At 45.5% G+C, this 24,547-nt stretch carries 21 protein-coding genes; 18 read left to right on the top strand and 3 right to left on the bottom strand.

What is annotated here, in order from left to right; all coding sequences use genetic code 11:
- The first annotated feature begins 91 nt into the window (after window positions 1-91).
- The 11 genes from rpoE (at window position 92) to acpS (ending at window position 9,259) form a co-directional block, all read left to right on the top strand.
- Entirely contained in the window at window positions 92-664 is a 573-nt protein-coding gene (rpoE, locus tag OCV11_RS14390; RefSeq protein WP_261893685.1) for an RNA polymerase sigma factor RpoE, read from the top strand.
- 33 nt (window positions 665-697) lie between these two features.
- Window positions 698-1,336 (top strand): sigma-E factor negative regulatory protein, encoded by a 639-nt coding sequence (locus OCV11_RS14385; RefSeq protein WP_261893683.1) that lies wholly within the window; start codon window positions 698-700, stop codon window positions 1,334-1,336.
- Window positions 1,333-2,292 carry a sigma-E factor regulatory protein RseB gene (gene rseB, locus OCV11_RS14380; protein WP_261893682.1) on the top strand — a complete coding sequence of 320 codons (960 nt, stop codon included), beginning with the start codon at window positions 1,333-1,335 and terminating at the stop codon, window positions 2,290-2,292. The genes OCV11_RS14385 and rseB overlap by 4 nt, the downstream gene beginning before the upstream one ends.
- A gap of 2 nt (window positions 2,293-2,294) precedes the next feature.
- The gene (locus OCV11_RS14375; RefSeq protein ID WP_261893680.1) at window positions 2,295-2,765 is read left to right on the top strand and encodes a SoxR reducing system RseC family protein; all 471 of its coding nucleotides are present in this window, start codon (window positions 2,295-2,297) and stop codon (window positions 2,763-2,765) included.
- Window positions 2,766-2,877: 112 nt separating this feature from the next.
- Window positions 2,878-4,671: a translation elongation factor 4 gene (lepA, locus tag OCV11_RS14370; protein WP_261893679.1), complete on the top strand. Its 1,794-nt coding sequence runs from the start codon at window positions 2,878-2,880 to the stop codon at window positions 4,669-4,671.
- 90 nt (window positions 4,672-4,761) lie between these two features.
- Entirely contained in the window at window positions 4,762-5,658 is an 897-nt protein-coding gene (gene lepB / locus OCV11_RS14365; protein WP_261893677.1) for a signal peptidase I, read from the top strand.
- A gap of 35 nt (window positions 5,659-5,693) precedes the next feature.
- Window positions 5,694-6,371, top strand: coding sequence for a ribonuclease III (gene rnc, locus OCV11_RS14360; protein WP_261893676.1), 678 nt, complete (start codon window positions 5,694-5,696; stop codon window positions 6,369-6,371).
- Window positions 6,364-7,329, top strand: coding sequence for a GTPase Era (gene era, locus OCV11_RS14355; protein WP_261893674.1), 966 nt, complete (start codon window positions 6,364-6,366; stop codon window positions 7,327-7,329). The genes rnc and era overlap by 8 nt, the downstream gene beginning before the upstream one ends.
- Before the next feature lie 89 nt (window positions 7,330-7,418).
- Window positions 7,419-8,144 carry a DNA repair protein RecO gene (gene recO, locus OCV11_RS14350; RefSeq protein WP_261893672.1) on the top strand — a complete coding sequence of 242 codons (726 nt, stop codon included), beginning with the start codon at window positions 7,419-7,421 and terminating at the stop codon, window positions 8,142-8,144.
- Window positions 8,141-8,872 carry a pyridoxine 5'-phosphate synthase gene (pdxJ, locus tag OCV11_RS14345; RefSeq protein ID WP_261893671.1) on the top strand — a complete coding sequence of 244 codons (732 nt, stop codon included), beginning with the start codon at window positions 8,141-8,143 and terminating at the stop codon, window positions 8,870-8,872. The genes recO and pdxJ overlap by 4 nt, the downstream gene beginning before the upstream one ends.
- A 9-nt stretch (window positions 8,873-8,881) precedes the next feature.
- Window positions 8,882-9,259 carry a holo-ACP synthase gene (gene acpS, locus OCV11_RS14340; protein ID WP_261893670.1) on the top strand — a complete coding sequence of 126 codons (378 nt, stop codon included), beginning with the start codon at window positions 8,882-8,884 and terminating at the stop codon, window positions 9,257-9,259.
- 64 nt (window positions 9,260-9,323) lie between these two features.
- Here the strand turns inward: acpS and barA are convergent, their stop codons facing one another.
- Entirely contained in the window at window positions 9,324-12,128 is a 2,805-nt protein-coding gene (gene barA / locus OCV11_RS14335) for a two-component sensor histidine kinase BarA (protein ID WP_261893669.1), read from the bottom strand.
- A 166-nt stretch (window positions 12,129-12,294) separates the two neighbouring features.
- Between barA and rlmD the strand changes: the two genes are divergently transcribed.
- The 5 genes from rlmD (at window position 12,295) to eno (ending at window position 20,018) form a co-directional block, all read left to right on the top strand.
- On the top strand, window positions 12,295-13,617 hold the full coding sequence (gene rlmD / locus OCV11_RS14330) for a 23S rRNA (uracil(1939)-C(5))-methyltransferase RlmD (protein ID WP_261893668.1): 1,323 nt from the start codon (window positions 12,295-12,297) through the stop codon (window positions 13,615-13,617).
- 71 nt (window positions 13,618-13,688) lie between these two features.
- Window positions 13,689-15,908 carry a GTP diphosphokinase gene (relA, locus tag OCV11_RS14325; RefSeq protein WP_261893666.1) on the top strand — a complete coding sequence of 740 codons (2,220 nt, stop codon included), beginning with the start codon at window positions 13,689-13,691 and terminating at the stop codon, window positions 15,906-15,908.
- Between the two features lie 86 nt (window positions 15,909-15,994).
- Entirely contained in the window at window positions 15,995-16,792 is a 798-nt protein-coding gene (gene mazG, locus OCV11_RS14320) for a nucleoside triphosphate pyrophosphohydrolase (RefSeq protein WP_261893664.1), read from the top strand.
- A gap of 212 nt (window positions 16,793-17,004) precedes the next feature.
- Window positions 17,005-18,642 carry a glutamine hydrolyzing CTP synthase gene (gene pyrG, locus OCV11_RS14315; protein WP_261893663.1) on the top strand — a complete coding sequence of 546 codons (1,638 nt, stop codon included), beginning with the start codon at window positions 17,005-17,007 and terminating at the stop codon, window positions 18,640-18,642.
- A 74-nt stretch (window positions 18,643-18,716) separates the two neighbouring features.
- Window positions 18,717-20,018 (top strand): phosphopyruvate hydratase, encoded by a 1,302-nt coding sequence (gene eno / locus OCV11_RS14310; protein ID WP_261893662.1) that lies wholly within the window; start codon window positions 18,717-18,719, stop codon window positions 20,016-20,018.
- A 109-nt stretch (window positions 20,019-20,127) separates the two neighbouring features.
- Here eno and OCV11_RS14305 read toward each other — a convergent pair whose 3' ends face one another.
- Window positions 20,128-21,369 carry a multifunctional CCA addition/repair protein gene (locus tag OCV11_RS14305; protein ID WP_261893660.1) on the bottom strand — a complete coding sequence of 414 codons (1,242 nt, stop codon included), beginning with the start codon at window positions 21,367-21,369 and terminating at the stop codon, window positions 20,128-20,130.
- An 88-nt stretch (window positions 21,370-21,457) separates the two neighbouring features.
- On the opposite strand from OCV11_RS14305, the gene OCV11_RS14300 reads away from it, so the two are divergent.
- The gene (locus OCV11_RS14300; protein ID WP_261893659.1) at window positions 21,458-23,056 is read left to right on the top strand and encodes an ExeA family protein; all 1,599 of its coding nucleotides are present in this window, start codon (window positions 21,458-21,460) and stop codon (window positions 23,054-23,056) included.
- A complete protein-coding gene (locus OCV11_RS14295) occupies window positions 23,043-23,753 on the top strand; it encodes a general secretion pathway protein GspB (RefSeq protein WP_261893657.1) in 711 nt (236 codons plus the stop codon). Before OCV11_RS14300 ends, OCV11_RS14295 begins: the two co-directional genes overlap by 14 nt.
- Window positions 23,754-23,797: 44 nt before the next feature.
- On the opposite strand, the gene OCV11_RS14290 is transcribed toward OCV11_RS14295, so the two are convergent.
- Entirely contained in the window at window positions 23,798-24,406 is a 609-nt protein-coding gene (locus tag OCV11_RS14290; protein ID WP_261893656.1) for a TIGR04211 family SH3 domain-containing protein, read from the bottom strand.
- Between the last annotated feature and the right edge of the window lie 141 nt (window positions 24,407-24,547).

Raw genomic sequence — 24,547 nt, 5'->3', positions numbered from 1 at the left:
TGTAAGCAGTGGTGTCGAATAGAACATTCTGCACAATTAATGCCCATATCTGTGAAGGTACGGGGATATAACAATAGGAGTAACCGCTCGAATGAACGAGCAGCTGACCGATCAGGTATTGATTGAGCGAGTTCAGAACGGAGATAAGCAAGCTTTTAACCTTCTGGTTCTAAGATACCAGAATAAAGTCTGCAACCTTATTTCTAGGTATGTGAGCAATTCCGGCGATGTGGCAGATGTGGCGCAAGAGGCGTTTATTAAAGCGTATCGAGCGATTCCCACTTTCCGCGGCGAGAGTGCGTTTTACACTTGGCTATATCGCATTGCTGTCAATACTGCAAAAAATCATATCGTTGCCCAAAGTCGTCGACCACCGGCTAGCGATGTTGATGCTGAAGAAGCTGAATTTTATGAAACGGGTAATGCCCTAAAAGAAATATCGAACCCTGAAAACTTAACGTTGTCCAAAGAATTGAAAGAGGCAGTGTTCGGGGCTATCGATGCATTGCCTGAAGATTTGAAAACCGCGATGACGTTACGAGAGCTAGATGGCTTGAGTTACGAGGAAATCGCACAGGTAATGGATTGCCCTGTTGGTACTGTACGTTCTCGTATCTTCCGTGCTAGAGAAGCGGTAGAAAAGAGAATAAGTCCTCTGCTCTAACGCTAGTGTTAGTAACTATTTATGGTGAAAAGAATGGCTGACAAAGAAAAACTTTCAGCTCTCATGGATGGAGAATTGATCGACAAAGTACTAATTCAAGAATTAGTTGACGATCAAGAAGGTCTTGAGGCATGGAAACATTATCATTTAATTGGTGATGTTATGCGTGGAGATGCTCCAGAAAGACCTGAGTGGAATATTGCTGAAAGTGTCGCTCTTGCTCTGGAAAATGAACCAGCGCATAACGCTAACGTGACGACTCCTTTGCGAGTGGTTGCCCAAACGCCTTTGATGGAAGAACAACCGAAGCCAGCAAAAGCTCGTCGTCAAATGCCGACATGGTTATCTCAATTGGGACAAGTTGCGGTTGCCGCGTGTGTCTCTTTTGTTGTGATACTTGGCGTTCAACAATACGGTAACGGTAGTCATACACCGGGTGCACAGTCACAAGATGACCAGATTCCAGTTTTACAAACGATCCCTCTATCTGGAACGGCTGAGCCTGTAAGCTATACTCGTGAATCTGCTGAAAAACAGAGTCATGAAGCCAATCTGCAAGATCAACATCGTCGTGTGAATGCATTGCTTCAAGACTATGAGTTGCAGTTGCGTTTGAACAGTGAAGGCAATGCTGCAACTCACAATGATCAAATTGAACCGGTAGTTGAATGAAGAAATTTCTGATCAGTACGCTGATGCTGTTCAGTTTGAATGCCACAGTTGCCTTTGCTGAAGAACCTTCCGCAGAGGCATTGTTACATCAAATGAACAAAGCGAGTCAGCAACTCAATTACGAGCTCTCTTATATTCTGATTAAGAAAAACAGTATTGAGCCTATTCTGTATCGTCATGCGCGAGAAAAAGATCAGCAGTTTGCCCATCTGGTTTACCTGAGTGGACCTGTTCGTGAAGTGATTCGCCGTGGCGATGAAGTGAGTTACATCGAACCCGGCGTCGATCCTTTTACGATTGAATCGAGCAATATGGTGGCGCCGCTGATCCCTATGCTCAACAGTGATGTTGATCTCATCAGCAAATACTATGACTTCGTGAAGATTGGTCGTGCTCGTGAGGCCGGAACGCCTTGCCAAGTCCTGCGTATCGTTCCTAAAGATGGCCTACGTTATTCGTATGTACTTTGGGTTGACGAGCACAGTGATTTACCATTGCGAGCTGATCTGGTTGATCGTGACGGTGAAGTACTCGAACAGTACCGCACCATTTCCTATTCGATTAACGATAAGTTAGCGCAGTTAATGGCTGGTTTGAATAACGTTAAGTTGCCAGAAGTGTTATCGATTCCAAAAGGGAATATCAAACAGGCGCAATGGTCGGTACAATGGGTGCCAGATGGCTTCAAAGCGATGGAGATTAATCGTTATAGAATGGCGATTACCGACCGTCTTGTTGAAAGCCAAATGTTCTCCGATGGCCTGTTTAGTTTCTCTGTTTATGTTTCTGAAAGCGATAATAATTCGTTGAAAAATCAGATTATTAGACAAGGTCGTCGCACCGTGCAAACGTATGTGGAAGGATCGAATGAGATTTCAGTCGTGGGAGATATTCCTCCATCAACGGCGCAGCGTGTAGCGCAATCTGTTCGTTTTAATCCGCAAGGAGCAAAATAGCCATGATGACCGCCTTAGCGACTGTGATGCAGGTAAAACCTCAATCACAGGGATATGAAATCCAATTAAGCTGCGAGCAGAAAACCAGTTGTAGCAGTTGTTCCTCATCGAAAAGTTGTGGAACGGGAATCGTATCGAAAGCTATTGGTAACAAAGCGCTATTTTGGACCTTAAATACCTCTCAATCAGTGCACCAAGGCCAAGTGGTTGAAATCGGCTTTCCAGAGAAAAGCCTGCTTCAGTCTGCAGCTTTGGTGTACTTAGTCCCTCTGTTCATGATGATCTTTGGTGCTTGGATCGCCAATCAATGGCTTGCGCCAGTGCTGCATATGGGCGAAGGGATTGTGATTGCGAGCTCTTTTCTGTTTATCTTATTAGGTGTCGCACTGGCAAAATATTTATCTCCACGCCTTGAACAACGTTCGCAGCAGGAGGTTATTTTGCTTAGAGTGCTGGGAGAGCCTATTGTTTAAATAAGGTGCGAACCCAACCGAAATTGGTTAGAATCGCCCAACTTGAATGAAATGCCGCCATGGGCGGCATTCTATTGTCCTAATTTGTAACGAGTTTAGTCATCCCAAACCTATGAAGCACATTCGTAACTTTTCGATCATCGCCCACATCGACCATGGTAAGTCGACTTTATCAGACCGTTTAATCCAAGTATGTGGTGGATTGAGCGACCGTGAAATGGCAGAGCAGGTTCTTGATTCTATGGATCTTGAACGTGAGCGTGGCATTACCATCAAAGCTCAGAGTGTGACTCTCGATTACAAAGCGAAAGATGGCGAAACCTATCAGTTAAACTTTATCGATACTCCTGGACACGTGGACTTCTCATACGAAGTGTCTCGTTCTCTTGCTGCGTGTGAAGGGGCATTGCTGGTGGTTGACGCTGGCCAAGGTGTTGAAGCTCAAACCTTAGCTAACTGTTACACCGCTATTGAGATGGATTTGGAAGTCGTTCCAATCCTAAACAAAATTGACTTACCAGCCGCTGAACCTGAGCGTGTTGCTGAAGAAATTGAAGACATCGTTGGTATTGATGCAATGGATGCCGTGCGTTGTTCGGCAAAAACTGGTTTGGGTGTCGACGAAGTTCTAGAAGAAATCGTTAAATCTATTCCAGCTCCTGAAGGTGATCCAGATGCACCTTTACAAGCTTTGATTATCGACTCATGGTTTGATAACTATCTTGGTGTGGTTTCTTTGGTTCGTGTTAAACACGGTAGCCTGAAGAAAAACGACAAGATCAAGGTGATGAGCACTGGTCAAACTTGGGGTGTCGACCGTTTGGGTATCTTTACTCCAAAACAGGTGGATACTGACGAGTTAAACACAGGTGAAGTGGGCTGGGTGGTTTGTGGTATCAAAGATATCCTTGGCGCACCGGTTGGCGATACGTTAACTCTGTCGAAAAACGGTTGTGAAAAACCATTACCAGGCTTTAAGAAAGTGAAGCCTCAGGTATATGCAGGTCTATTCCCTGTTTCATCTGATGACTATGAAAGCTTCCGTGATGCGTTGGGTAAACTGGCGCTAAACGATGCATCATTGTTCTATGAACCAGAAACGTCTGCTGCATTGGGCTTTGGTTTCCGTTGTGGTTTCCTTGGCATGCTGCACATGGAGATCATCCAAGAACGTTTGGAACGTGAATACGATCTAGACCTTATTACAACGGCTCCAACCGTAGTGTACGAAGTGGTTAAGACTAACAAAGAGATTATGCTCGTAGATAGTCCTGCTAAGTTACCTGCGTTGAACGACATCGAAGAAATTCGTGAGCCGATTGCTCGTTGTAACATCCTGTTGCCCGCGGAATACCTAGGTAACGTGATTACTTTGTGTATCGAAAAACGCGGTGTGCAAAAAGAGATGGTTTACCACGGCAACCAAGTAGCGTTGACTTACGATATTCCAATGGCGGAAGTGGTTTTGGACTTCTTCGACCGTTTGAAATCAACCTCTCGTGGTTATGCTTCTTTGGATTACAGTTTCCAGCGTTTTGAACCGTCAGACATGGTTCGTGTGGACGTGATGCTTAACGGCGACCGAGTGGACGCTCTGGCAATCATCACTCATAAAGACCAATCACAAACTCGCGGACGCCTATTGGTTGAGAAGATGAAAGAGTTCATTCCTCGCCAAATGTTTGATATCGCGATTCAAGCGGCGATTGGTAACCACATTATTGCTCGTTCAACGGTAAAACAATTACGTAAGAACGTTTTGGCAAAATGTTATGGTGGTGACGTTAGCCGTAAGAAAAAACTGTTGAAGAAACAGAAAGAAGGTAAAAAACGCATGAAGCAGATCGGTAACGTTGAATTACCACAAGAAGCGTTCCTAGCGATTCTGCACGTCGGTGAGAAGTAATTTGTTGGTTGCTTTTCTGCGTTAGGATCACCATCTCAAGTGAAAGGGTTTCGGCCCTTTCACTTTCGTATTTTTAGATAAGGGAATTCGATGGCCAATACATTTTCACTCTTTTTGGTAATTTTTACCTTAGTCACTGGTGTGATTTGGGTGTTAGAGAAACTTGTCTGGGCGAAGAAGCGTCAGCAAAAATTGACCAGCTTACAAGCGGAAACCAATGGTATCGATCCTGAGTTATCCAAAAAAATCGATCCACAACCATGGTGGGTAGAAAATGCAGTCTCTATTTTCCCAGTGATTGCATTTGTGCTGATTTTACGTTCTTTTATTTTTGAACCGTTTCAGATTCCTTCTGGTTCGATGATGCCTACCTTATTAGTAGGTGATTTTATCGTGGTGGAAAAATACGCGTATGGTCTTAAAGATCCTGTGTGGCATAACACGATTGTGCCAACAGGTGAGCCTAAACGTGGTGATATTGTGGTATTTCGTTACCCTAAAAACCCTAATATTGACTACATTAAGCGTGTTGTCGGTTTACCAGGGGATACGATTCGCTACAGCAGCTTGAAACAAATTTGTATTCAAGCTAAAGGCGAGTCTGAGTGCAAACCTGTGCCATTGACCAACTTACAACAGAGTGAGTTTGCGCAAGGTTACACTCCTTTAATGCAGTTGGATGAACAATTAGGTGAGGTCAAGCACCATATTTTGATCAATCCGATGCATGCTGATAGAGTCAGTGAATATGAGCCACGTGCTGGCGTTAACGAATGGGTTGTTCCACAAGGTCATTATTTTATGATGGGGGATAACCGAGATAATAGCGCTGACAGCCGTTTCTGGGGCTTCGTTCCAGAGCAGAACTTAGTGGGTAAAGCGGTCGGTATTTGGATCAGTTTCGTTTTTGATCGTTCTCCTGATAGTGCGCTGCCTACATGGGTACCAACTGGTGTGCGTTTTAACCGCATCGGTGGCATTAACTAGACTAGAGTTATCTAGAATTAACACATCGAGAGAGTATGACTTCTCCTATTAGTACATTAGAAAATAGGCTCGGCTATGCCTTCAAGCAGGCTGAGCTAATGAACTTGGCGCTGACTCACCGCAGCGCCAACGGAAAACACAATGAACGTCTTGAGTTTCTGGGCGATTCAATTTTAAGTTTTGTCATCGCTGATGATCTTTACCATCGTTTCCCTCGTGTTAATGAAGGTGACATGAGTCGTATGCGTGCGACTTTGGTTCGTGGTAATACCTTAGCGGAGCTAGGCCGAGAGTTTGGCTTAGGAGATTACTTAAAATTAGGTCCAGGCGAGTTGAAAAGTGGCGGTTACCGTCGCGATTCAATCTTGGCCGATGCTGTAGAAGCGATTATCGGGGCGATTTATTTAGATAGCGACATTGAAGTAGTGCGTGGCATTATTTTGAGTTGGTATCAAGAGCGTCTGGACTCTATCAAGCCGGGTGTTTCACAGAAAGATCCAAAAACTCGCCTGCAAGAGTTTTTACAGGGCAGAAGAAAACCACTTCCTGTCTATACTGTAACTAACATTAAAGGTGAAGCACACAACCAGGAGTTTACTGTGTCGTGTGAAGTGGCGGGCGTCGGAGAGCCTGTTATTGGTAAAGGCACCAGTCGTCGCAAGGCAGAGCAAGCGGCTGCGGAAACCGCGTTAGAGCAACTTACTAATGTCTGAAAAAGAATTTGATATTGACGCATTTTTTGAGTCAAAACCACAACCAACCTCGCTACCAGAAAACCAGCACTGTGGTTTTATCGCGATTGTTGGTCGTCCAAACGTGGGTAAATCAACGCTCCTGAATAACATTCTTGGGCAAAAGATTTCTATTACCTCACGTAAACCACAAACCACTCGTCACCGCATTATGGGTGTTGAGACTGATGGTGATTTCCAAGCGATTTACGTCGATACCCCTGGACTTCACATCGAAGAAAAACGTGCAATCAACCGCCTAATGAACCGCGCAGCAAGCAGTTCATTAAGTGATGTGAACCTTGTGCTGTTTGTGGTTGAGGGAACTCACTGGACCGCAGATGATGAGATGGTCTTCAATAAGTTGGTGAACACTAACTTCCCAATCATCCTTTGTGTGAACAAAGTTGATAACGTCAAAGACAAAAACGATGTGATGCTGCATATGCACGAGCTATCTGCACGCCATCCTTTCGTTGATGTTGTGCCGATTTCAGCCAAGCTGGGTAAAAACATCGAAGTATTGCGTAAGCACGTGCGTGATCACTTGCCAAAAGCAGTACACCATTTCCCAGAAGAGTATGTGACTGACCGTTCGCAGCGTTTTATGGCATCCGAAATCATCCGTGAAAAGCTAATGCGCTTTACTGGTGAAGAATTGCCATATTCTGTTACCGTGGAAATTGAACGCTTTGACTACAACCCTGAAACGGATGGTTTCCATATTAACGCCTTGATTCTGGTTGAACGTATTGGTCAGAAGAAAATGGTGATTGGTACCAAAGGTGAGAAGATCAAGACCATAGGTCGCGAAGCACGTTTGGACATGGAAGAACTTTTTGGCCGTAAAGTGTATTTAGAGACTTGGGTTAAAGTGAAATCCGGTTGGGCTGATGATGAACGTGCACTGCGTTCACTTGGTTACATCGACGACCTATAACGCTTCTCTATCATCTCTTCAAAAGGTAGCTATCTTATGGCTACCTTCTCTTGTGGCCGTCACGGTGTCTAATTTGGAATAGAAATAGTATGTCTGACGGTCTGCAACGATGCTTTGTTCTGCATCGACGCCCTTACAGTGAATCGAGCCTCATTCTTGACGTTTTCAGTGAAGAATATGGTCGAGTCAGCCTTATGGCAAAAGGAGCGCGCGGCAAACGCTCTAACCTCAAAGGGGCGTTGCAACCTTTTACACCGCTGTTACTTAAATGGTCCGGAAAAGGCTCAATGAAGACATTGCGCCAAGCTGAGCCGATCAGCCTTGGTTTACCTCTCACTGGTATCAGCCTCTATTCAGCCATGTATGTTAATGAGCTGGTGGATAGAGTGTTAGCACCTGAAGTGCCTCACCCCGAACTGTTTCATGACTATCTACTTGCCTTAACTGAGTTAGTTCAATGGGATAATCCTGAGCCTCCCTTACGTAGGTTTGAGCTCGCGTTATTATCTGCCATGGGCTACGGTGTGGATTTTTTGCACTGTGCTGGTACTGGTGAGCCAGTCGACCCGAACATGACCTATCGTTATCGCGAACAAAAAGGCTTTATTGCGTCCGTGAGACGGGATAATCTCACCTTTGTTGGAAACGAATTAATCGCTATTAGTGAGCGGCGATTCACAACCAAAGAACAATTACAGGCAGCGAAGCGCTTTACGCGTATTGCCCTCAAACCTTATCTCGGTGGTAGACCTTTAAAGAGCCGAGAGTTGTTTAGACAAGCCATTCTACCCAGAGCACGGAGTACAGGAAAATGAGCTCAATTTTATTAGGTGTGAATATCGACCATATCGCGACATTACGTAATGCTCGTGGTACTAAGTATCCCGATCCAGTGCATGCGGCTGAAATCGCAGAACGCGCTGGTGCCGATGGTATTACCATTCACTTGCGTGAAGACCGTCGTCATATCAATGATCGCGATGTGCGTATTCTGCGTGAAACACTGCAAACACGCATGAACCTTGAGATGGCTGTGACCGATGAAATGGTGGAAATTGCTCTGCAAACGAAACCAGAGTACGTCTGCTTGGTACCTGAAAAGCGTGAAGAGCTCACCACTGAGGGTGGCTTAGATGTGCGTGGCCAGTTGGAAAAAATCAAAGCGGCAACAGCAAAACTGACGGCTGCTGGTATTCGCGTGTCACTCTTTATTGATGCAGATCGTGAGCAAATTGACGCGGCTAAAGCGTGTGGTGCCCCTTTTATTGAGCTTCATACTGGTCACTACTCAGATGCAGAAACTGAAGAAGAACAACAAGCTGAGCTGAAAAAAATCGCAGCAGCGGCGAGTTATGCAGCGGATTTGGGTATTACGGTCAATGCAGGTCATGGCTTGACTTACCATAACGTCGCAGCGATTGCTGCTCTTCCTGAGATCTACGAATTGAACATCGGCCACTCTATCATTGGTCGCGCTGTGTTCGATGGGTTAGACAAAGCGGTGGCTGACATGAAAGCGGTCATGTTGGATGCGCGTCGTTAAGAGTTCGTTATGATTATTGGATTAGGCACCGACATCGCTGAAATTGAGCGTATCGAAAAGGTACTCGGTCGCAGTGGTGAAGCACTCGCGAAGCGGATATTAACTGCAGATGAGTTAGCGGTATTTTCTGAGCATAAACAGCCTGCCAGATTTTTGGCCAAGCGTTTTGCCGCCAAAGAGGCCGCTGTGAAAGCGCTGGGAACAGGAATTGCCCAAGGTGTGTCATTTCAGCATTTTACGGTGACGCATGACGCCTTAGGTAAGCCACTGTTAGTGGTGACCGGTGTGGCGCAGCAATTGGCTGAGCAGCGTGGTATCCGTCATTGGCATCTTTCGATTTCTGATGAAAAGCATTACGCCATGGCAACCGTAATAGCCGAAGCCTAGTTCATGGATTAAAAGTAAAAGAGGTGGCATTGCCACCTCTTTTACTTTCTTTGGATATCCGCCTTTAAGCGTTCAGGTGTTCCTGCGCTGCTTCAATGACTTTTTCCATTTCATCTTGTAATTCAAACAGCTCAGGCTCAACATCGGCAATCGCCGCTCCCGAGCGAAGGGCTTGCTCTAACGTAGCACACACTTTTTTCAAGCGTGGTACACCGCTATACGAGCAACTACCATGCAATTTGTGTACGTGGTGCAACAGATCCTCAGTTAGGAATTGGTCATCGGCAAGGGCTTGTTCCACCACTTGATTGACCTGCGGGATGTAATCAATCAGCATTTGCAGCATTTCATGGGCAAGGTCGGGCTTATTAGCCGCTTGACGCAGCGCACTTGACCAATCAATCACATGATCTGAGGTAACTGCAGTGCTAATCGTCGCTAACTCGATGGATTCTGGCTCTTGCGGTGCTGGCAGTTCCAATTTTTGCACTTCATCCGTGCTGGTGTTGGGGTTCCAATGAACTAGGACCTGCTGGAGAATGTGCTCTTCTATTGGCTTGGTTAAGTAGTCATCCATACCCGCATTAAGAAGGCGATCGCGTTCGCCACTCATTGCATGAGCCGTGACGGCTACAACTGGTGTGCGCGCATTAAGATCGGTCTTTTTAATCTCCTTACACGCCGTAACGCCATCCATATGCGGCATCTGAATATCCATCAAGATAATGTCGAAGCGGCGGATCTGCGCTTCTTTGACAGCATCTAAGCCATTTTTACAACTGATGACAGACTCCACTCGTTCTTGTAGTAGGGCAGTGATCAGTTTTAAGTTCGCAGGGTTGTCATCCACCGCCATGACGGTTAAAGGCAATTTATCTTGGTGAGGCGTTGGTGGTAACTCAATCACCTCAACTTGTTGCGGTTGATGACTGAGTAGGGTTTGCAGTAGTTTTTTACGGGCGATCGGCTTGGTAATGCATTGAACAGGGAAGCGCTGCATGAGCTGATCAGCCAGAGCAAGCTCGGTACTTGGTGTGCCGATGATAAGGTTTGGCGACATTTGTAAAGCAGAGTGAATCCAATTTTCAAGCTCGATAATGTCCACTTCTTTATTTGGCGAAAGGTTAAGCAACACATAATCGTAGTGTGCTGACTCTGCTGGCATACCGGAGCGGTAAGTGACTTTCAGGCCGACATTTGCCAAGGTCTGTTGAATGATAGAAGCCGCTTGCATGTTAGGTTCAATCAGCAATAACTGCTTATCAGTAAGAGCGGCGGTTTCAAGCAAACTATCGCTCATTGGCATATCGGTTGAATGCACGCGGATAGTGAACCAGAAGGTTGAACCTTGGTGTAAGCGACTGGTTAAGCTGATTTCGCCCCCCATTTGGCTAACCAGTTTTTGAGTAATAACCAAGCCCAAACCGGTACCGCCATAACGGCGAGAAATGCTGGCATCGGCTTGACTAAAGGCTTGGAATAGCTGCGCTTGTTGGCGTTCCGAGATGCCTATCCCGGTATCGCGCACCATAAATTGCAATTCTATGGTGTCTTCGCGTTGAGAGCGCATTTCTACGCTGATATCGATGTTGCCGTGCTCGGTAAACTTGATGGAGTTACCCATCAAGTTGGTCAAGATTTGCTGAATACGCAACGGGTCGCCAACTAACCCTGACGGGATTTTTGAGTCGACTTTTAAGGTGATCTCTAGCCCTTTTTCGTGAGCGCTGGTGGCTTGTAAGTTGATCACCTCTTCGAGGGTATCTTGGAACTCAAATGGAATGTTTTCTAGTGCGAGTTTGCCAGCCTCGAGTTTGGAGAAATCCAAAATGTCGTTGATGATGTTAAGTAAGTTGTTCGCCGATTTTTCAATGGTTTGCAGGTAATCCTGTTGGCTGTTGGTTAACTGAGTTTTGAGCATTTGACGAGTAAAGCCGATGACCCCATTAAGCGGCGTACGTAACTCGTGCGACATATTAGCCAAGAATTCCGATTTCACTCTTGCCGCTTCTTGGGCGCGTTTTTTCGCGATATCCAATTCGACGTTCTGGATTTCCAATTGCTCTAACGTTTCTCGTAAATCCGACGTAGCTTGGTCGATACTGTGCTGCATTTCGACGTGATATTCCGACAGCGACATGGCCATCGCGTTGATGCCTTTTTTAAGGTCATCCAATTCACCGTGCATGGTGCCTTCGATACGCACGTCCAAGTGACCGCGACGAATTCGATCGACCACATCTTTCATGTGACTGATAGGTTTAGTGACATCATGCATCAAGCGGAAGGCAAAAATTCCAGACAGAATCAGACCCATCACCAAGACCAAACAAGCAGAAAAAATCTCTTGGTATTGCTGTAGTCTTAATGAGGTCAGATCCAGTTCGATAGCGATATAGCCCAAGATTGGCGCATTAGGCTCATTCCAATTACCTTCCAACAAACGGCTTTCCGCTAAAATCGGCGTGCGAAGTATCAGTGTGTTTTCATCGAGTTGCGAACTACTTAGGGACGGTATCGGTTTGTCTTTGGGATACATCATTTCTTCAAAGTTCGGATGGAAGTTTGAGGTGACAAACAGTTCGTTTTTGGCATCGAAGATCGCAATACTGCGGACAAACTTAGAATTTTTACGATGAGCGTAGCTGATGATACGTCGAGCTGATTCGCGGCTATCACTACGCAGAGCATCTTCACTGGCAATGGCGAGAGGTTCAATAATGCTGGCGCCAGCGTTGATCACTTGGGTTTCTAAGTCGTGATAACGGTTAAAAGAGAACAGGGCGCTGAGCAGTAACCCTATGATTAACGTAGGGGCGAGGGTCAGTGTGATAACGCGTGCGCGCAAACCATATCGGGATCGAATCATTATTGTCTAAACATTATGGTGTGGATATGGGAAAATAACCGGCATTCGAAGTGCTCAAGTTATCCGATAAGTGTTTAGCTTAATCAACTCCTCTGTGTTCGACAATCATCCCGAGCCAGAATAGTGATAACCCGGCAAAAATAACAATGATTTAGGCAGTGTAAGCATGGCGCGTTTTTTCCAACCGAAAAAGAAAACATCAATCGATACAAAGCATCAAGCGATCAAGGTAGAAAAGCTTGACCACCAAGGTGCGGGGATCGCGTTTCTCAACAAAAAGCCAGTGTTTATTGAAGGTGCATTGGCTGGTGAGCAAGTGCTAATGCAGCTCACGGAAACCAAGAGCAAATTCGCACGCGCCAATTTAATAAAAGTGCTTGAGCCTAGTTCAGAGCGTGTCGACGCTTTTTGTCCGCATTATCAGGTCTGTGGTGGTTGTGATTTGCAGCATCTGCAGCGTGATGCGCAAGTAACACATAAGCAGCAAGCGTTGTCCCAATTGATGCGCAAGTTTTCTGGCGAGACCTTAACGCTTTCTGAACCTGTGCTAGGTGATGATAAAGGCTATCGCCGCCGCGCACGCTTGAGTTTGATGTGGGATAAAAAGGCACAGCATCTTGATTTCGGTTTTCGTCAACGGGCGAGTAAAAACATCGTTAATGTAACGGATTGCCCAGTGCTGGACACGGAATTGAATCGCCATTTAGCTCCGCTTCAATCACTATTGACCGGTTTTCAACGCCCAGAAACATTAGGTCACCTTGAGTTAGTGCGTGGAGCCAATACGCCAGTGATGGTATTACGCCATCTCGCACCATTAGCTGAAAAAGACCATGCGGCACTCGTGGCTTATGCGCAGAATAACGGGCTAACGTTATATCTCATGCCAGAAAATAATCAGTTAGTTAAGGTGATAGGCGACGATCCTTATTATGATGAGAATGGCGTCACCATCCCATTTTTGCCAACGAACTTTATTCAGGTTAACCGCAATGTGAACGAGAAAATGGTTCAACAAGCGCTTGCTTGGTTAGAGGTTGAGGAAAGCGATCGCGTGTTAGACCTCTTTTGTGGTTTGGGCAACTTCAGTTTACCGCTGGCTAAATTGGCCAAAGAAGTGGTTGGCGTGGAAGGTATTGATGACATGGTCTTGAAAGCGACCGATAACGCCCAAATTAACCAGTTGAAAAACGTTGCCTTTTACCAAGCTAACTTAGAAGAAGACATGACCAGTCAAACATGGGCAGGTCAGAAATTCGATAAAATTTTGCTTGATCCGGCACGAGCTGGAGCGGCTGGCATTATTGAGCAACTAGGGGCATTTTCTGCACGCAAAGTGGTGTATGTCTCGTGTAATCCTGCTACGCTTGCTCGTGACAGCCAGAGTTTGTTAAATCAAGGTTACGAATTAGCACGTTTAGGTATGTTAGACATGTTCCCACATACCAGTCATTTGGAATCCATGGCGTTATTTGTAAAAAAACGTTAGGAACAATGAACTTCACTTTTATTGGCTGTGTCTCACCAGCTGAACAGTAAACAGAACTTAGGACGATATCGATGGTTGCGGTACGGAGCGCACACTTAAATCCCGATCAACAGTTTGAGTTGGCGACGTGGATTGCTAGCTTACAACAAGAGCCCAAAGTGGCAGCAAAACTGACGGAAGTTTACCGCCAGTGTGAAGAGTTGCTTGAAGGAAATTCTCAAGCGGCGATGTTGCTGTGGCGTGGGCGAGAAATGATCGAAATTTTGATCACGCTCTCGATGGATAAAGCGACCCTCGTTTCTGCTTTGCTGTTGCCGATTGCAACCAGCGGTATTTTGGATTTTGAAGAGTTAGAAGAAGTTTACGGCAAAGAGACTGTTAAGCTGATCCGCGGCGTTGAAGAGATGGCGGCGATTGGTCAGTTGAACATTACTTTGCATGGCACAGAAGCGTCTGCTCAAGTGGATAACGTGCGTCGCATGTTGCTAGCGATGGTGGACGATTTTCGTTGCGTTGTCATCAAATTGGCCGAACGTATCTGTAACTTACGTGAAGTGAAAAATCAGCCTGATGAAGTGCGTCGAGCGGCAGCGAAAGAGTGTGCCAACATCTACGCACCATTGGCGAACCGTTTGGGTATTGGTCAGCTGAAATGGGAAATCGAAGATTACGCTTTCCGTTATCAACAGCCTGATACTTATAAGCAAATCGCTAAGCAGCTGTCTGAGCGTCGTATCGTTCGTGAGCAGTACATCCGCGATTTTGTTGACGATTTACGTCAAGAGATGAAAATTTCCAATATCAAAGCTGAGGTGAGTGGACGTCCGAAGCACATCTACAGTATTTGGCGCAAAATGCAGAAGAAAAATCTGGCATTTGATGAGCTATTTGATGTGCGCGCAGTGCGTATTATTGCTGATAAGCTGCAAGACTGTTATGCAGCTTTAGGTATTGTTCACACCAAATATAAGCATTTACCTAGCGAATTTGACGATTATGTGGCTAACCCCAAACCGAATGGTTACCAATCGATTCATACGGTGATTCTGGGGCCAGAAGGCAAAACAATAGAGATTCAAATTCGCACCAAGCAGATGCATGAAGAGTCTGAGCTTGGTGTTGCCGCTCACTGGAAATACAAAGAGGGCGCTAGCGCAGGTCGCAGTGGTTACGATGAGAAGATTACATGGCTACGTAAACTGCTCGATTGGCAAGAAGAGATGTCCGATTCTGGCGAAATGCTGGATGAGTTGCGTAGCCAAGTGTTTGATGATCGGGTTTACGCCTTTACACCACGCGGTGATGTGGTGGATCTGCCAATGGGTTCAACGCCATTGGATTTTGCTTACCACATTCACTCAGAAGTGGGGCATCGTTGTATCGGTGCCAAAGTGGGCGGACGCATCGTACCATTTACCCATAAACTGCAGATGGGCGACCAAGTGGAAATCATCACCTCACGTGAGCCTAACCCTTCACGTGACTGGTTAAACCCTGCATTAGGCTTTGTTCACTCAGGGCGTGCTCGGGCGAAAATTAACGCTTGGTTCCGCAAACAAAGTCGTGAGAAAAACCTCGAAGCAGGGCGTGAGATCTTAGAAACCGAGCTAGCTAAAATTGGTGCGACGTTGAAAGACGCCGAGCAATATGCATTGAAACGCTTTAACGTTAACTCTAGTGATGAGTTGTATGTCGGGGTGGGTAGTGGCGATTTGCGTATTAACCAAATTGTTAACCACATCAATGCATTAGTTAATAAGCCAACGGCGGAAGAAGAAGACAAACTTGCCTTGGAAAAATTGCAAGGTGAGAGCAAAGCAAGTCATCCTACGACACCATTTAAAGATGCAGTCGTTGTGGAAGGGGTTGATAACCTAATGACGCACCTCGCGCGTTGTTGTCAGCCGATTCCTGGTGATGAAATTTGCGGTTATATCACCCAAGGTCGCGGTATCTCTGTGCATCGTAGTGATTGTGAACAGTTAGCTGAATTGCGTCATCACGCGCCAGAGCGGATTATTCAAACCGTTTGGGGACGAGGTTTTGTGGGTTCCTATTTGCTGACATTGCGTGTCGAAGCCATGGAGCGTAGCGGGTTACTCAAAGATGTGACCACCTTGTTGGCGAATGAAAAAGTTAAAGTCACCAGCATGAAGAGCCGCAGTGACTTTAAGCGCCAAATGACAGTGATGGATTTTGAGCTTGAATTAAGCAGTGCTGAAGTTTTAGAGCGCGTAATTAAGCGTATTGAAGCGACCAAAGATGTGATTCAAGTAAAACGATTAGGATAAGGCGTCGCCAGTGTGGCGCATCTCAATAGCATTGAAACGAGGTTGAAACTCACAGTGACAACCTCGTTTATTTTTTGGAGACAGTAATGACTCAACCTATCGAGCAACTTAAACAGATCATGCAACAACTGCGAGATCCAGAAAATGGCTGTCCTTGGGACAAGAAGCAGACATTCTCGTCTATCATTCCTCATACGATTGAAGAGACTTACGAAGTTGTTGATGCCATCCATAAGCAAGATTGGACCAACCTCAAAGAGGAGTTGGGGGACTTACTGTTCCAAGTGATCTTTTACAGTCAATTAGCCCAAGAACAGGGGCTTTTTGATTTTGATGAGGTGGTCTCAGGTGTCAATGAAAAGCTAGTCCGCCGCCATCCGCATGTGTTTGGTGATGCCAATTTCACCACGGCAGAAGAGTTGAACGCGAATTGGGCTGCACAGAAAAAGGCAGAGAAACAGCACTTAGGTGTTGTGGAAGAGAGCATTTTAGACAGTATTCCGGCTTCATTGCCGGCGTTATCGCGGGCCAATAAAATCCAGAAAAAATGCAGTCAGTATGGATTTGATTGGGATACGTTAGGGCCAGTAGTGGACAAGGTAAGAGAAGAAATTGACGAGGTAGTTGATGAAGCGGTGCAAGTGGATGTCAACGAGCAAAGGGTAGAAGAGGAACTTGGTGATCTTTTATTTGCTACAGTCAATTTGGTGCGACATTTAGGCAAGGATCCTGAAATCGCCCTCGGCAAAGCGAATCAGAAATTCGTCCGTCGTTTTCATGGTGTAGAACAGCATGTCAGAGCGCATAACAAAACGTTGCAAGCGTGTTCTCTCAATGAATTGGATGGATTCTGGGAGCAAGTCAAAGCGAGCGAAACAAAGTAATTGTTCGCGTGCGAGTAATTATTTGTTTTGGAACAAATTTGCTTCAATCTGTGTGATGTGATTTTTATTGCGTTAATACAGTTTGATTTGAAGCAAAAAATAAAAAACTGAGTGTGATAGATTTCACGTTGTGGCGATCAATGGGTTCTGGTATATTTATTTCCCGTCCAGAAGAAATCCATTTCCCTCATTCAACCAATTTCAGGTTAAACATGACGACAAATTATATTTTTGTTACTGGCGGGGTTGTATCCTCTCTAGGTAAAGGTATTGCAGCAGCATCATTAGCAGCGATTCTAGAAGCTCGTGGTCTTAAAGTGACTATCATGAAGCTTGACCCATACATCAACGTTGACCCAGGCACAATGAGCCCGACTCAACATGGTGAAGTGTTCGTTACGGATGATGGCGCAGAGACAGACCTAGACCTTGGTCACTATGAACGTTTCATCCGTACTAAGATGACTAAGCGTAACAACTTCACTGCGGGTCGTGTTTACGCTGACGTTCTACGTAAAGAGCGTCGTGGCGACTACCTAGGTGCAACTATCCAAGTTGTTCCACACATCACTAACTCAATCAAAGACCGCGTAGTTGCGGGTGCTGAAGGCTACGACGTAGTACTTGTAGAAATCGGCGGTACTGTTGGTGATATCGAATCTCAACCATTCATCGAAGCTATTCGTCAGCTAGCGATTGAAGTGGGTCGTGAACACACTATGTTCATGCACTTGACTTTGGTTCCTTACCTAGCCGCTGCTGGTGAAGTAAAAACCAAACCAACTCAACACTCTGTTAAAGAGCTACTGTCTGTTGGTATTCAACCTGACGTACTGATCTGCCGTAGCGATCGTATGATTCCTGCTAACGAACGTAAGAAAATTGCGTTGTTCTGTAACGTAGCAGAGAAAGCGGTTATCTCGATGAAAGACGTAGATTCAATCTACAAAATTCCTCAACTGATCAAATCTCAAGGTCTTGATGATCTTGTTTGTACTCGTTTTGGCATCAATGCTCCAGAAGCTGACCTGTCTGAATGGGAACAAGTGATTTATGAAGAAGCGAACCCAACCGGTGAAGTGACTATCGGTATGGTTGGTAAGTACGTTGAACTACCAGACGCTTACAAATCAGTAAACGAAGCTTTGAAACACGCTGGCCTGAAAAACCGTCTAAGTGTGCACATTAAATATATTGATTCTCAAGATGTAGAAACAAAAGGTGTTGAACTTCTTGAAGGTCTTGATGCAATCTTAGTTCCTGGTGGTTTCGGTGACCGTGGTATCGAAGGTAAAATCCTTGCTGCACAATATGCACGTGAAAACAACATCCCATACCTTGGCATTTGTCTAGGTATGCAGGTAGCGTTGATTGAATACGCACGTAACGTAGCTGGCATGCCTGGTGCTCATTCAACAGAATTTAACAAAGCAACTCAATACCCTGTGGTAGGATTGATTACCGAATGGGTAGACGAAGAAGGCAATTTAGAAGAGCGTAGCGAAAAATCGGATCTTGGTGGTACTATGCGCCTAGGTTCTCAGCTATGTCACCTTCAAGATGGCTCTAAAGTTCGTGATTTGTATGGCAACCCAACAATTCATGAACGTCACCGTCACCGTTACGAAGTGAACAACGTATTACGTCCACAGCTTGAAAAAGCGGGCTTGAAAGTTTCTGGTCTATCTGCAGATAAGAAACTGGTTGAAGTGATCGAGAACCCTGCACACCCATGGTTTGTTGCAGCGCAGTTCCACCCAGAATTCACTTCAACTCCTCGCGATGGACACCCTCTGTTCTCTGGTTTTGTGAAAGCAGCGGGTCAATTTCAGCGTGGTGAATTGAAATAAAAGGATACGGAGGTATCCGGCGTGTCGGGTACCTCTTTAGTTTTGACATTTAAATTCAATGAGAGGAAACATTAATGTCTAAGATCGTTAAAGTTCTAGGTCGTGAAATCATCGACTCACGCGGTAACCCAACTGTTGAAGCTGAAGTACACCTAGAAGGCGGTTTCGTAGGTATGGCTGCTGCACCATCTGGTGCTTCTACTGGTTCTCGCGAAGCTCTTGAGCTACGTGATGGCGACAAATCTCGTTTCCTAGGTAAAGGCGTTCTTAAAGCTCTTTCAGCTGTTAACGGCCCAATCGCTGAAGCTCTAGTTGGTAAAGATGCAAAAGACCAAGCTGCAATCGACCAAATCATGATCGACCTTGACGGTACTGAAAACAAATCTAAATTCGGTGCTAACGCTATTCTAGCTGTTTCTCTAGCTAACGCTAAAGCAGCTGCTGCAGCTAAAGGTATGCCTCTTTACGAACACATCGCTGAACTAAACGGCACTCCTGGCGTTTTCTCTATGCCTCTACCAATGATGAACATCCTTAACGGTGGTGAGCACGCAGACAACAACGTTGATATCCAAGAATTCATGATTCAACCTGTTGGCGCTAAATCAATCAAAGAAGCAATCCGCATGGGTTCTGAAGTGTTCCACAACCTAGCTAAAGTTCTTAAAGCTAAAGGCATGAACACTGCTGTTGGTGACGAAGGTGGTTTCGCTCCTAACCTAGAATCAAACGCTGCTGCTCTAGCTGCAATCAAAGACGCTGTAGCTGCTGCTGGTTACGTTCTAGGCAAAGACATCACTCTTGCTATGGACTGTGCTGCATCTGAGTTCTACGACAAAGAAGCTGGTAACTACAACCTTAAAGGCGAAGGCAAAATCTTCACTTCTGAAGAATTTAACCACTACCTAGCTGGTCTAACTGAAGAATACCCAATCGTTTCTATCGAAGATGGTCTAGACGAATCTGACTGGGAAGGTTTCAAACACCAAACTGAACTTCTTGGCAACAAAATCCAACTTGTTGGTGACGATCTATTCGTAACTAACACTAAGATTTTGAAAGAAGGTATTGAGAAAGGTATCGTTAACTCTATCCTGATCAAGTTCAACCAAATCGGTTCTCTAACTGAAACTCTAGCAGCTATCAAGATGGCTAAAGACGCTGGTTACACTGCAGTTATCTCTCACCGTTCAGGTGAAACTGAAGATGCAACTATCGCTGACCTAGCTGTTGGTACTGCTGCAGGTCAAATCAAAACTGGTTCTATGAGCCGTTCTGACCGTGTTGCTAAATACAACCAATTGATCCGTATCGAAGAAGCTCTAGGCGAACGTGCACCATTCAACGGTCGTAAAGAGATCAAAGGCCAAGCTTAATTTTTAAGTTTGTTCTTAGCGAATAGCTAATAAAACGCCTCCCATTGGGAGGCGTTTTTTATTGTCCAATTTTTATCAACGCGACAGATTGAATTTGCTCGTATTAGAGTCAGTTAATAACGTTACTTTGATATTGCTGCTTAAACTGTTTAACCACTTCGATACGGCGCTTATGTTGCTCTTCACTAATTCCTTTACCGGTAAATCCATCGGCAATAATAGGCTGTGGTTGAATCTGGAGCGCAACTTGGTAGGCCTGTTTGACGTAGTGTGCTTGTGGGTAAGCAATCTGCTCTAAGCCAAGTCTGCCGCGATGATCCGCTTCACAGCAGATAAGAATTTGTTCAAGGCGCTCTGGACGTCGCCAAACATTCATCTCATTGAAGATTTTTACCAGCGTGCTGGGTTTGAGCTGCAACGCATTGTGAATATTGGTGTGCTGTTGACAGACGCTGAGCGCCAAATCGCGAAACTCGTTTGGGACACGGATACGTTCACAAAGTTGACGAATAACGGCAAGACCAGTATGACAATGCATCTTGTGGCTTGGCCACTCTGCTGGTGGTGTGACGCCTTTACCTAGGTCATGCACTTGCGCAGCAAATCGTACCTGAGCCTCTTGGCTAAGCTTAGCGGCTTGTTCACTGACCATTAATGTATGAATGCCGGTATCGATCTCAGGATGCCATTGTGCGGGTTGTGGAACACCAAATAGTGCGTCGATTTCTGGGAGCACAATAGCCAGAGCACCACATTCATGCAGTACTTCAAGAAACTTCTCTGGGTAAGGTGTTGTCAGAGATTTATGCCATTCTTGCCACACTCGTTCTGGAGTGAGGTGGTTAAGCTCGCCAGACTGGGCGATTTTGCGCATTAATTCCAGCGTTTCGGTTGCTACTGTAAAACCCAAGTGGTGGAGTTTGGCTGCAAAACGCGCCACCCTTAGCACGCGCAGCGGGTCTTCAACGAAGGCTTGTGAAACATGCCTTAGCTTGCGGTCTAGAATGTCTTGAGCACCATGGTAAGGGTCATAGAGATTGCCGTCTTGGTCTTGGGCAATCGCATTGATGGTGAGATCGCGGCGCATTAAATCTTCTTCAAGAGTCACATCTTGAGCGAAATAACAATCAAAGCCAGTGTAACCGACACCGGTTTTGCGTTCGGTACGGGCGAGGGCGTATTCTTCTTTGGTTTGTGGGTGAAGAAAAACAGGAAAATCTTTTCCTACCGATTGATAGCCTGATTGCAACATAGCTTGCGGGGTACTGCCAACCACCACCCAGTCACGATCGTGAACTGGAAGTTGCAGTAATTGATCGCGGACCGCGCCGCCAACTAAGTAGATTTTCACCACAAAACCTCAAAAATCGTTATTACATTTGGATAAACATAGTCGGCAATGATACTTTGCGACTAGTTGTATTGGTAGAGAAGAGCACATGTATCAGGAATTTTTTGGCTTTAACGAATTGCCGTTTTCAATTGTGCCAAACTCCCGTTATCTATTCCTTAGTCATCGCCATCGAGAGGCGATGACCTATCTGCAATCCGGTCTTGGGGATGGTGGCGGTTTTGCTATGTTGACGGGGGAAGTGGGAACAGGAAAAACGACGGTAGCAAAAGCCATGTTAGCCAATCTACCTGACACAACACGTTGCGGTTTTATTCTCAACCCTACCTTTTCTGAACGAGAGCTGCTTGAAGCGATTTGTGATGAATTTAAGGTCAGCTATCCCGAACATGCGACTTTAAAGCAACTGAGTAAGTCTCTTGGCGATTATTTGCTTGAGCAAGAGTCACGCGGCAATCAGGTTTTGCTCGTTATCGATGAAGCTCAGCACCTCGCCCCTGATGTGTTAGAGCAACTGCGGTTACTGACGAATTTGGAAACCGAACAACGCAAATTGCTCAAAGTGCTCCTAGTGGGACAGCCTGAATTACAAGAGAAGCTGCAAATGCCACAGCTGCGTCAGTTAGCGCAACGTATCACGGCGCGTTACCATATTTTGCCCCTAGATAAGCAAGAGGTGCAGCAGTACATTCAATTTCGCTTAGAACGCGCTGGTGGTGATCCGCATCTTTTCCCTGAACATGGCGTGAAATGGCTGGCGACGCAAACGCACGGCATTCCCCGTCTTATTAATCTGGTGTGTGATGCGGCTTTAAAGGCTGCGTATCAAGCGGGACAACAATCCCTCTCCGTTGAGTGCATCAAACAAGCCACCACGCAAATCATGAGCTTCCAATCTACTGTCTATCAAGCTCCCGCCAAAAAAGCCTCAGCAATGCCTGCAGGAGTGATCTCTTTAGGCTGCGGTATCGCTCTGTCAGCTTTGCTTGCTGTCGCTTGGCCTCAGTTCAAGCCAAGCCTAATTGATGCGTGGTTGCCTTTACCTCCTCAAGCTAAGCCAATTGAGAAAGAGCAGCTTCCTGTTCCAGTGATGGCAGCCCTAGATAAGGCAACGAGTCAAGAGCAGGCTGTGACTGCGCTGTTTGGTTTGTGGGGCTATCAAGCATCAGTGGCTGATGCTTTGTGCCAAGATGATACGGCAGCACAGCTTGAATGTGAAAGACGAGAAGGCAGTTGGGATGAGATAGCTAAGTTACAGATGCCCGTTATTTTGCAGTTAGATATCAATGGTTCTTCACGTTATGTTGTGTTATCCCATTGGTTAGGTGATTGGGTGGATTTGCTTATTAATGGTCAGCAATTTCAGATTGAAAAACAGTGGATCGAACCCTATTGGCATGGCCATTATGCACTCGCTTGGCAATCTCTTTTCCCTCGTACCTTAAAGCTAGGGATGCAGGGCAATGACGTCGCAACGCTTGAAGATAAACTGGCAGTACTGTTAAAGATGCCACTGCGCTCAAATAATCAATTTGATCAAGAACTGCAACATCGAGTGGAGCTATTTCAACGTTGGCAACACATGAATGTGGATGGTGTCGCAGGGGAAAGAACCTTACAAAGAATAGAAATGATGAGCCAAGAAAATGCTCCACAACTGAAGGAGCTAACCCATGTCGATGCCTGATTTGCAGTGGATGAACACCAAAGCAGGGTGTTTGCTTTTATTGATCATACCTGTGGCTGTCACAGGAGGCTGGCTTTCGTTTGATGCTATAGCACTGCGCAAAGAACAGATTCGGCTAATGTCGGCTGAGCCTGCACCAATCAAACAGGTTGATGCTCAGTACCATCAATTACCTTATCCTGAATTTACTTCACTCAAGTCAACCTATGTTGCGCCACTTCCTCAGCCGGAAAAAGCACCACTGGTTATTGACGATGATAGTGCTGCATTTACTAATACCAGCGTACCCAAACCTACATCGGATGAAGTTAGAGAGAGTAAGGATGACCAAGCCGCAGAACAAGCGCTGAAGAATTTGGATTTAAGTAAGCTATCGCTATCTATGAAGTCGAAGGTGGAGGCGGCGATCAAAAGTGAGAAACGTTCCGAGCAAGCGCCAGAAGAAGATGAAGATGCGATGGACCTTCGACGCCATGAAGATCAATATCAGGGAATACTGCCGGCGTTGAATTTTCAAACTCACGTTTATACTACCGATCCAACACGACGTTGGGTGAAGATCAACGGGGTTGAGTATCGACAAGGTGATAGTGTTGGCGCTGATATCGTGTTGATAGAGATAAAACCCAAGAGCACCATCATTCGTTTTAAAGGCGATTTGATTGAGATCCCAGCGCTTTACGAATGGCGAGGATAAAAAAACGGTCCGTAGCTACGGACCGTTTTGTTGTTCATTAAGCGTTATGCCCAACCGTTTGGTTTACGTTTACGGCTAGGAATGATGTGCGGCAAAATCAAACCAAAAATCAGACCTAAACCTGCAACGCCACCACCATAGGTAAAGTATTTAAGCAGAAGATCTTCTTTTTGCGTATCCAGTTTAGCGCGCAATTGGCGCACTTCAGATTGTGAATCGGTAAGTTGTTTGCTGATCTCACCGTAGTTCTTTTCTAATTCAGAAATCTGTTTATTACGAACTTCCAATGATTCTGCTAAACCCGCTTTCTCTTCATCAGCTGCTTTATTGGCAGTGGCTAATTTTGATTTCACTGATGCCAACTCTTTTTCTAACAGCGGTAGACGAATCGCTCGACTCACCTCTTTGGTGACGAGATTGCTTTCTACCCAACCAGTACGACCCTTGTCATCGACAACTTTAGTAAATCCAGTTTCTTTGTCTTCTTCCAACAAAGTCACTTTAGTCCCGGCATTCACACTACCAATAATCCGGTATTGGTTGGTTGGGCCTGAGTGCATGTAGGTAAACAGTTCATCTGAGATATAGCGATCTTCAGCGAGAGCTGGAGCTGCCAAAATCGAAAATAGGACCATGCAGAGCAGTTTTTTCACAGTAAATCCCTTAGCTTTAGGTTTGCGCTTGTGTCGCGATTCTATAAAGATAACCTGATAGTAAAAATTTTCTGCTAACCATGCAACAAAGAAGGGAGGCTAAGCCTCCCTTTATGTGGTTTTGAGTCAATAATAACAGTG

Origin of the sequence: Vibrio porteresiae DSM 19223, assembly GCF_024347055.1 — a bacterium.
Classification (GTDB): Bacteria; Pseudomonadota; Gammaproteobacteria; order Enterobacterales; family Vibrionaceae; genus Vibrio; species Vibrio porteresiae.
This window is presented reverse-complemented; position numbering and strand designations above follow the sequence as displayed.

What these genes read in the sequence shown, in the direction of transcription:
- rlmD (WP_261893668.1), top strand. Translation starts at nt 12,295, where the DNA reads ATGGCGCGTTTTTTCCAACCGAAAAAGAAAACATCAATCGATACAAAG.
- mazG (WP_261893664.1), top strand. Translation starts at nt 15,995, where the DNA reads ATGACTCAACCTATCGAGCAACTTAAACAGATCATGCAACAACTGCGA.
- rpoE (WP_261893685.1), top strand. Translation starts at nt 92, where the DNA reads ATGAACGAGCAGCTGACCGATCAGGTATTGATTGAGCGAGTTCAGAAC.
- pyrG (WP_261893663.1), top strand. Translation starts at nt 17,005, where the DNA reads ATGACGACAAATTATATTTTTGTTACTGGCGGGGTTGTATCCTCTCTA.
- OCV11_RS14300 (WP_261893659.1), top strand. Translation starts at nt 21,458, where the DNA reads ATGTATCAGGAATTTTTTGGCTTTAACGAATTGCCGTTTTCAATTGTG.
- lepB (WP_261893677.1), top strand. Translation starts at nt 4,762, where the DNA reads ATGGCCAATACATTTTCACTCTTTTTGGTAATTTTTACCTTAGTCACT.
- eno (WP_261893662.1), top strand. Translation starts at nt 18,717, where the DNA reads ATGTCTAAGATCGTTAAAGTTCTAGGTCGTGAAATCATCGACTCACGC.
- relA (WP_261893666.1), top strand. Translation starts at nt 13,689, where the DNA reads ATGGTTGCGGTACGGAGCGCACACTTAAATCCCGATCAACAGTTTGAG.
- barA (WP_261893669.1), bottom strand. Translation starts at nt 12,128, where the DNA reads ATGATTCGATCCCGATATGGTTTGCGCGCACGCGTTATCACACTGACC.
- OCV11_RS14385 (WP_261893683.1), top strand. Translation starts at nt 698, where the DNA reads ATGGCTGACAAAGAAAAACTTTCAGCTCTCATGGATGGAGAATTGATC.
- OCV11_RS14295 (WP_261893657.1), top strand. Translation starts at nt 23,043, where the DNA reads ATGTCGATGCCTGATTTGCAGTGGATGAACACCAAAGCAGGGTGTTTG.
- era (WP_261893674.1), top strand. Translation starts at nt 6,364, where the DNA reads ATGTCTGAAAAAGAATTTGATATTGACGCATTTTTTGAGTCAAAACCA.
- rnc (WP_261893676.1), top strand. Translation starts at nt 5,694, where the DNA reads ATGACTTCTCCTATTAGTACATTAGAAAATAGGCTCGGCTATGCCTTC.
- lepA (WP_261893679.1), top strand. Translation starts at nt 2,878, where the DNA reads ATGAAGCACATTCGTAACTTTTCGATCATCGCCCACATCGACCATGGT.
- OCV11_RS14375 (WP_261893680.1), top strand. Translation starts at nt 2,295, where the DNA reads ATGATGACCGCCTTAGCGACTGTGATGCAGGTAAAACCTCAATCACAG.
- rseB (WP_261893682.1), top strand. Translation starts at nt 1,333, where the DNA reads ATGAAGAAATTTCTGATCAGTACGCTGATGCTGTTCAGTTTGAATGCC.
- recO (WP_261893672.1), top strand. Translation starts at nt 7,419, where the DNA reads ATGTCTGACGGTCTGCAACGATGCTTTGTTCTGCATCGACGCCCTTAC.
- acpS (WP_261893670.1), top strand. Translation starts at nt 8,882, where the DNA reads ATGATTATTGGATTAGGCACCGACATCGCTGAAATTGAGCGTATCGAA.
- pdxJ (WP_261893671.1), top strand. Translation starts at nt 8,141, where the DNA reads ATGAGCTCAATTTTATTAGGTGTGAATATCGACCATATCGCGACATTA.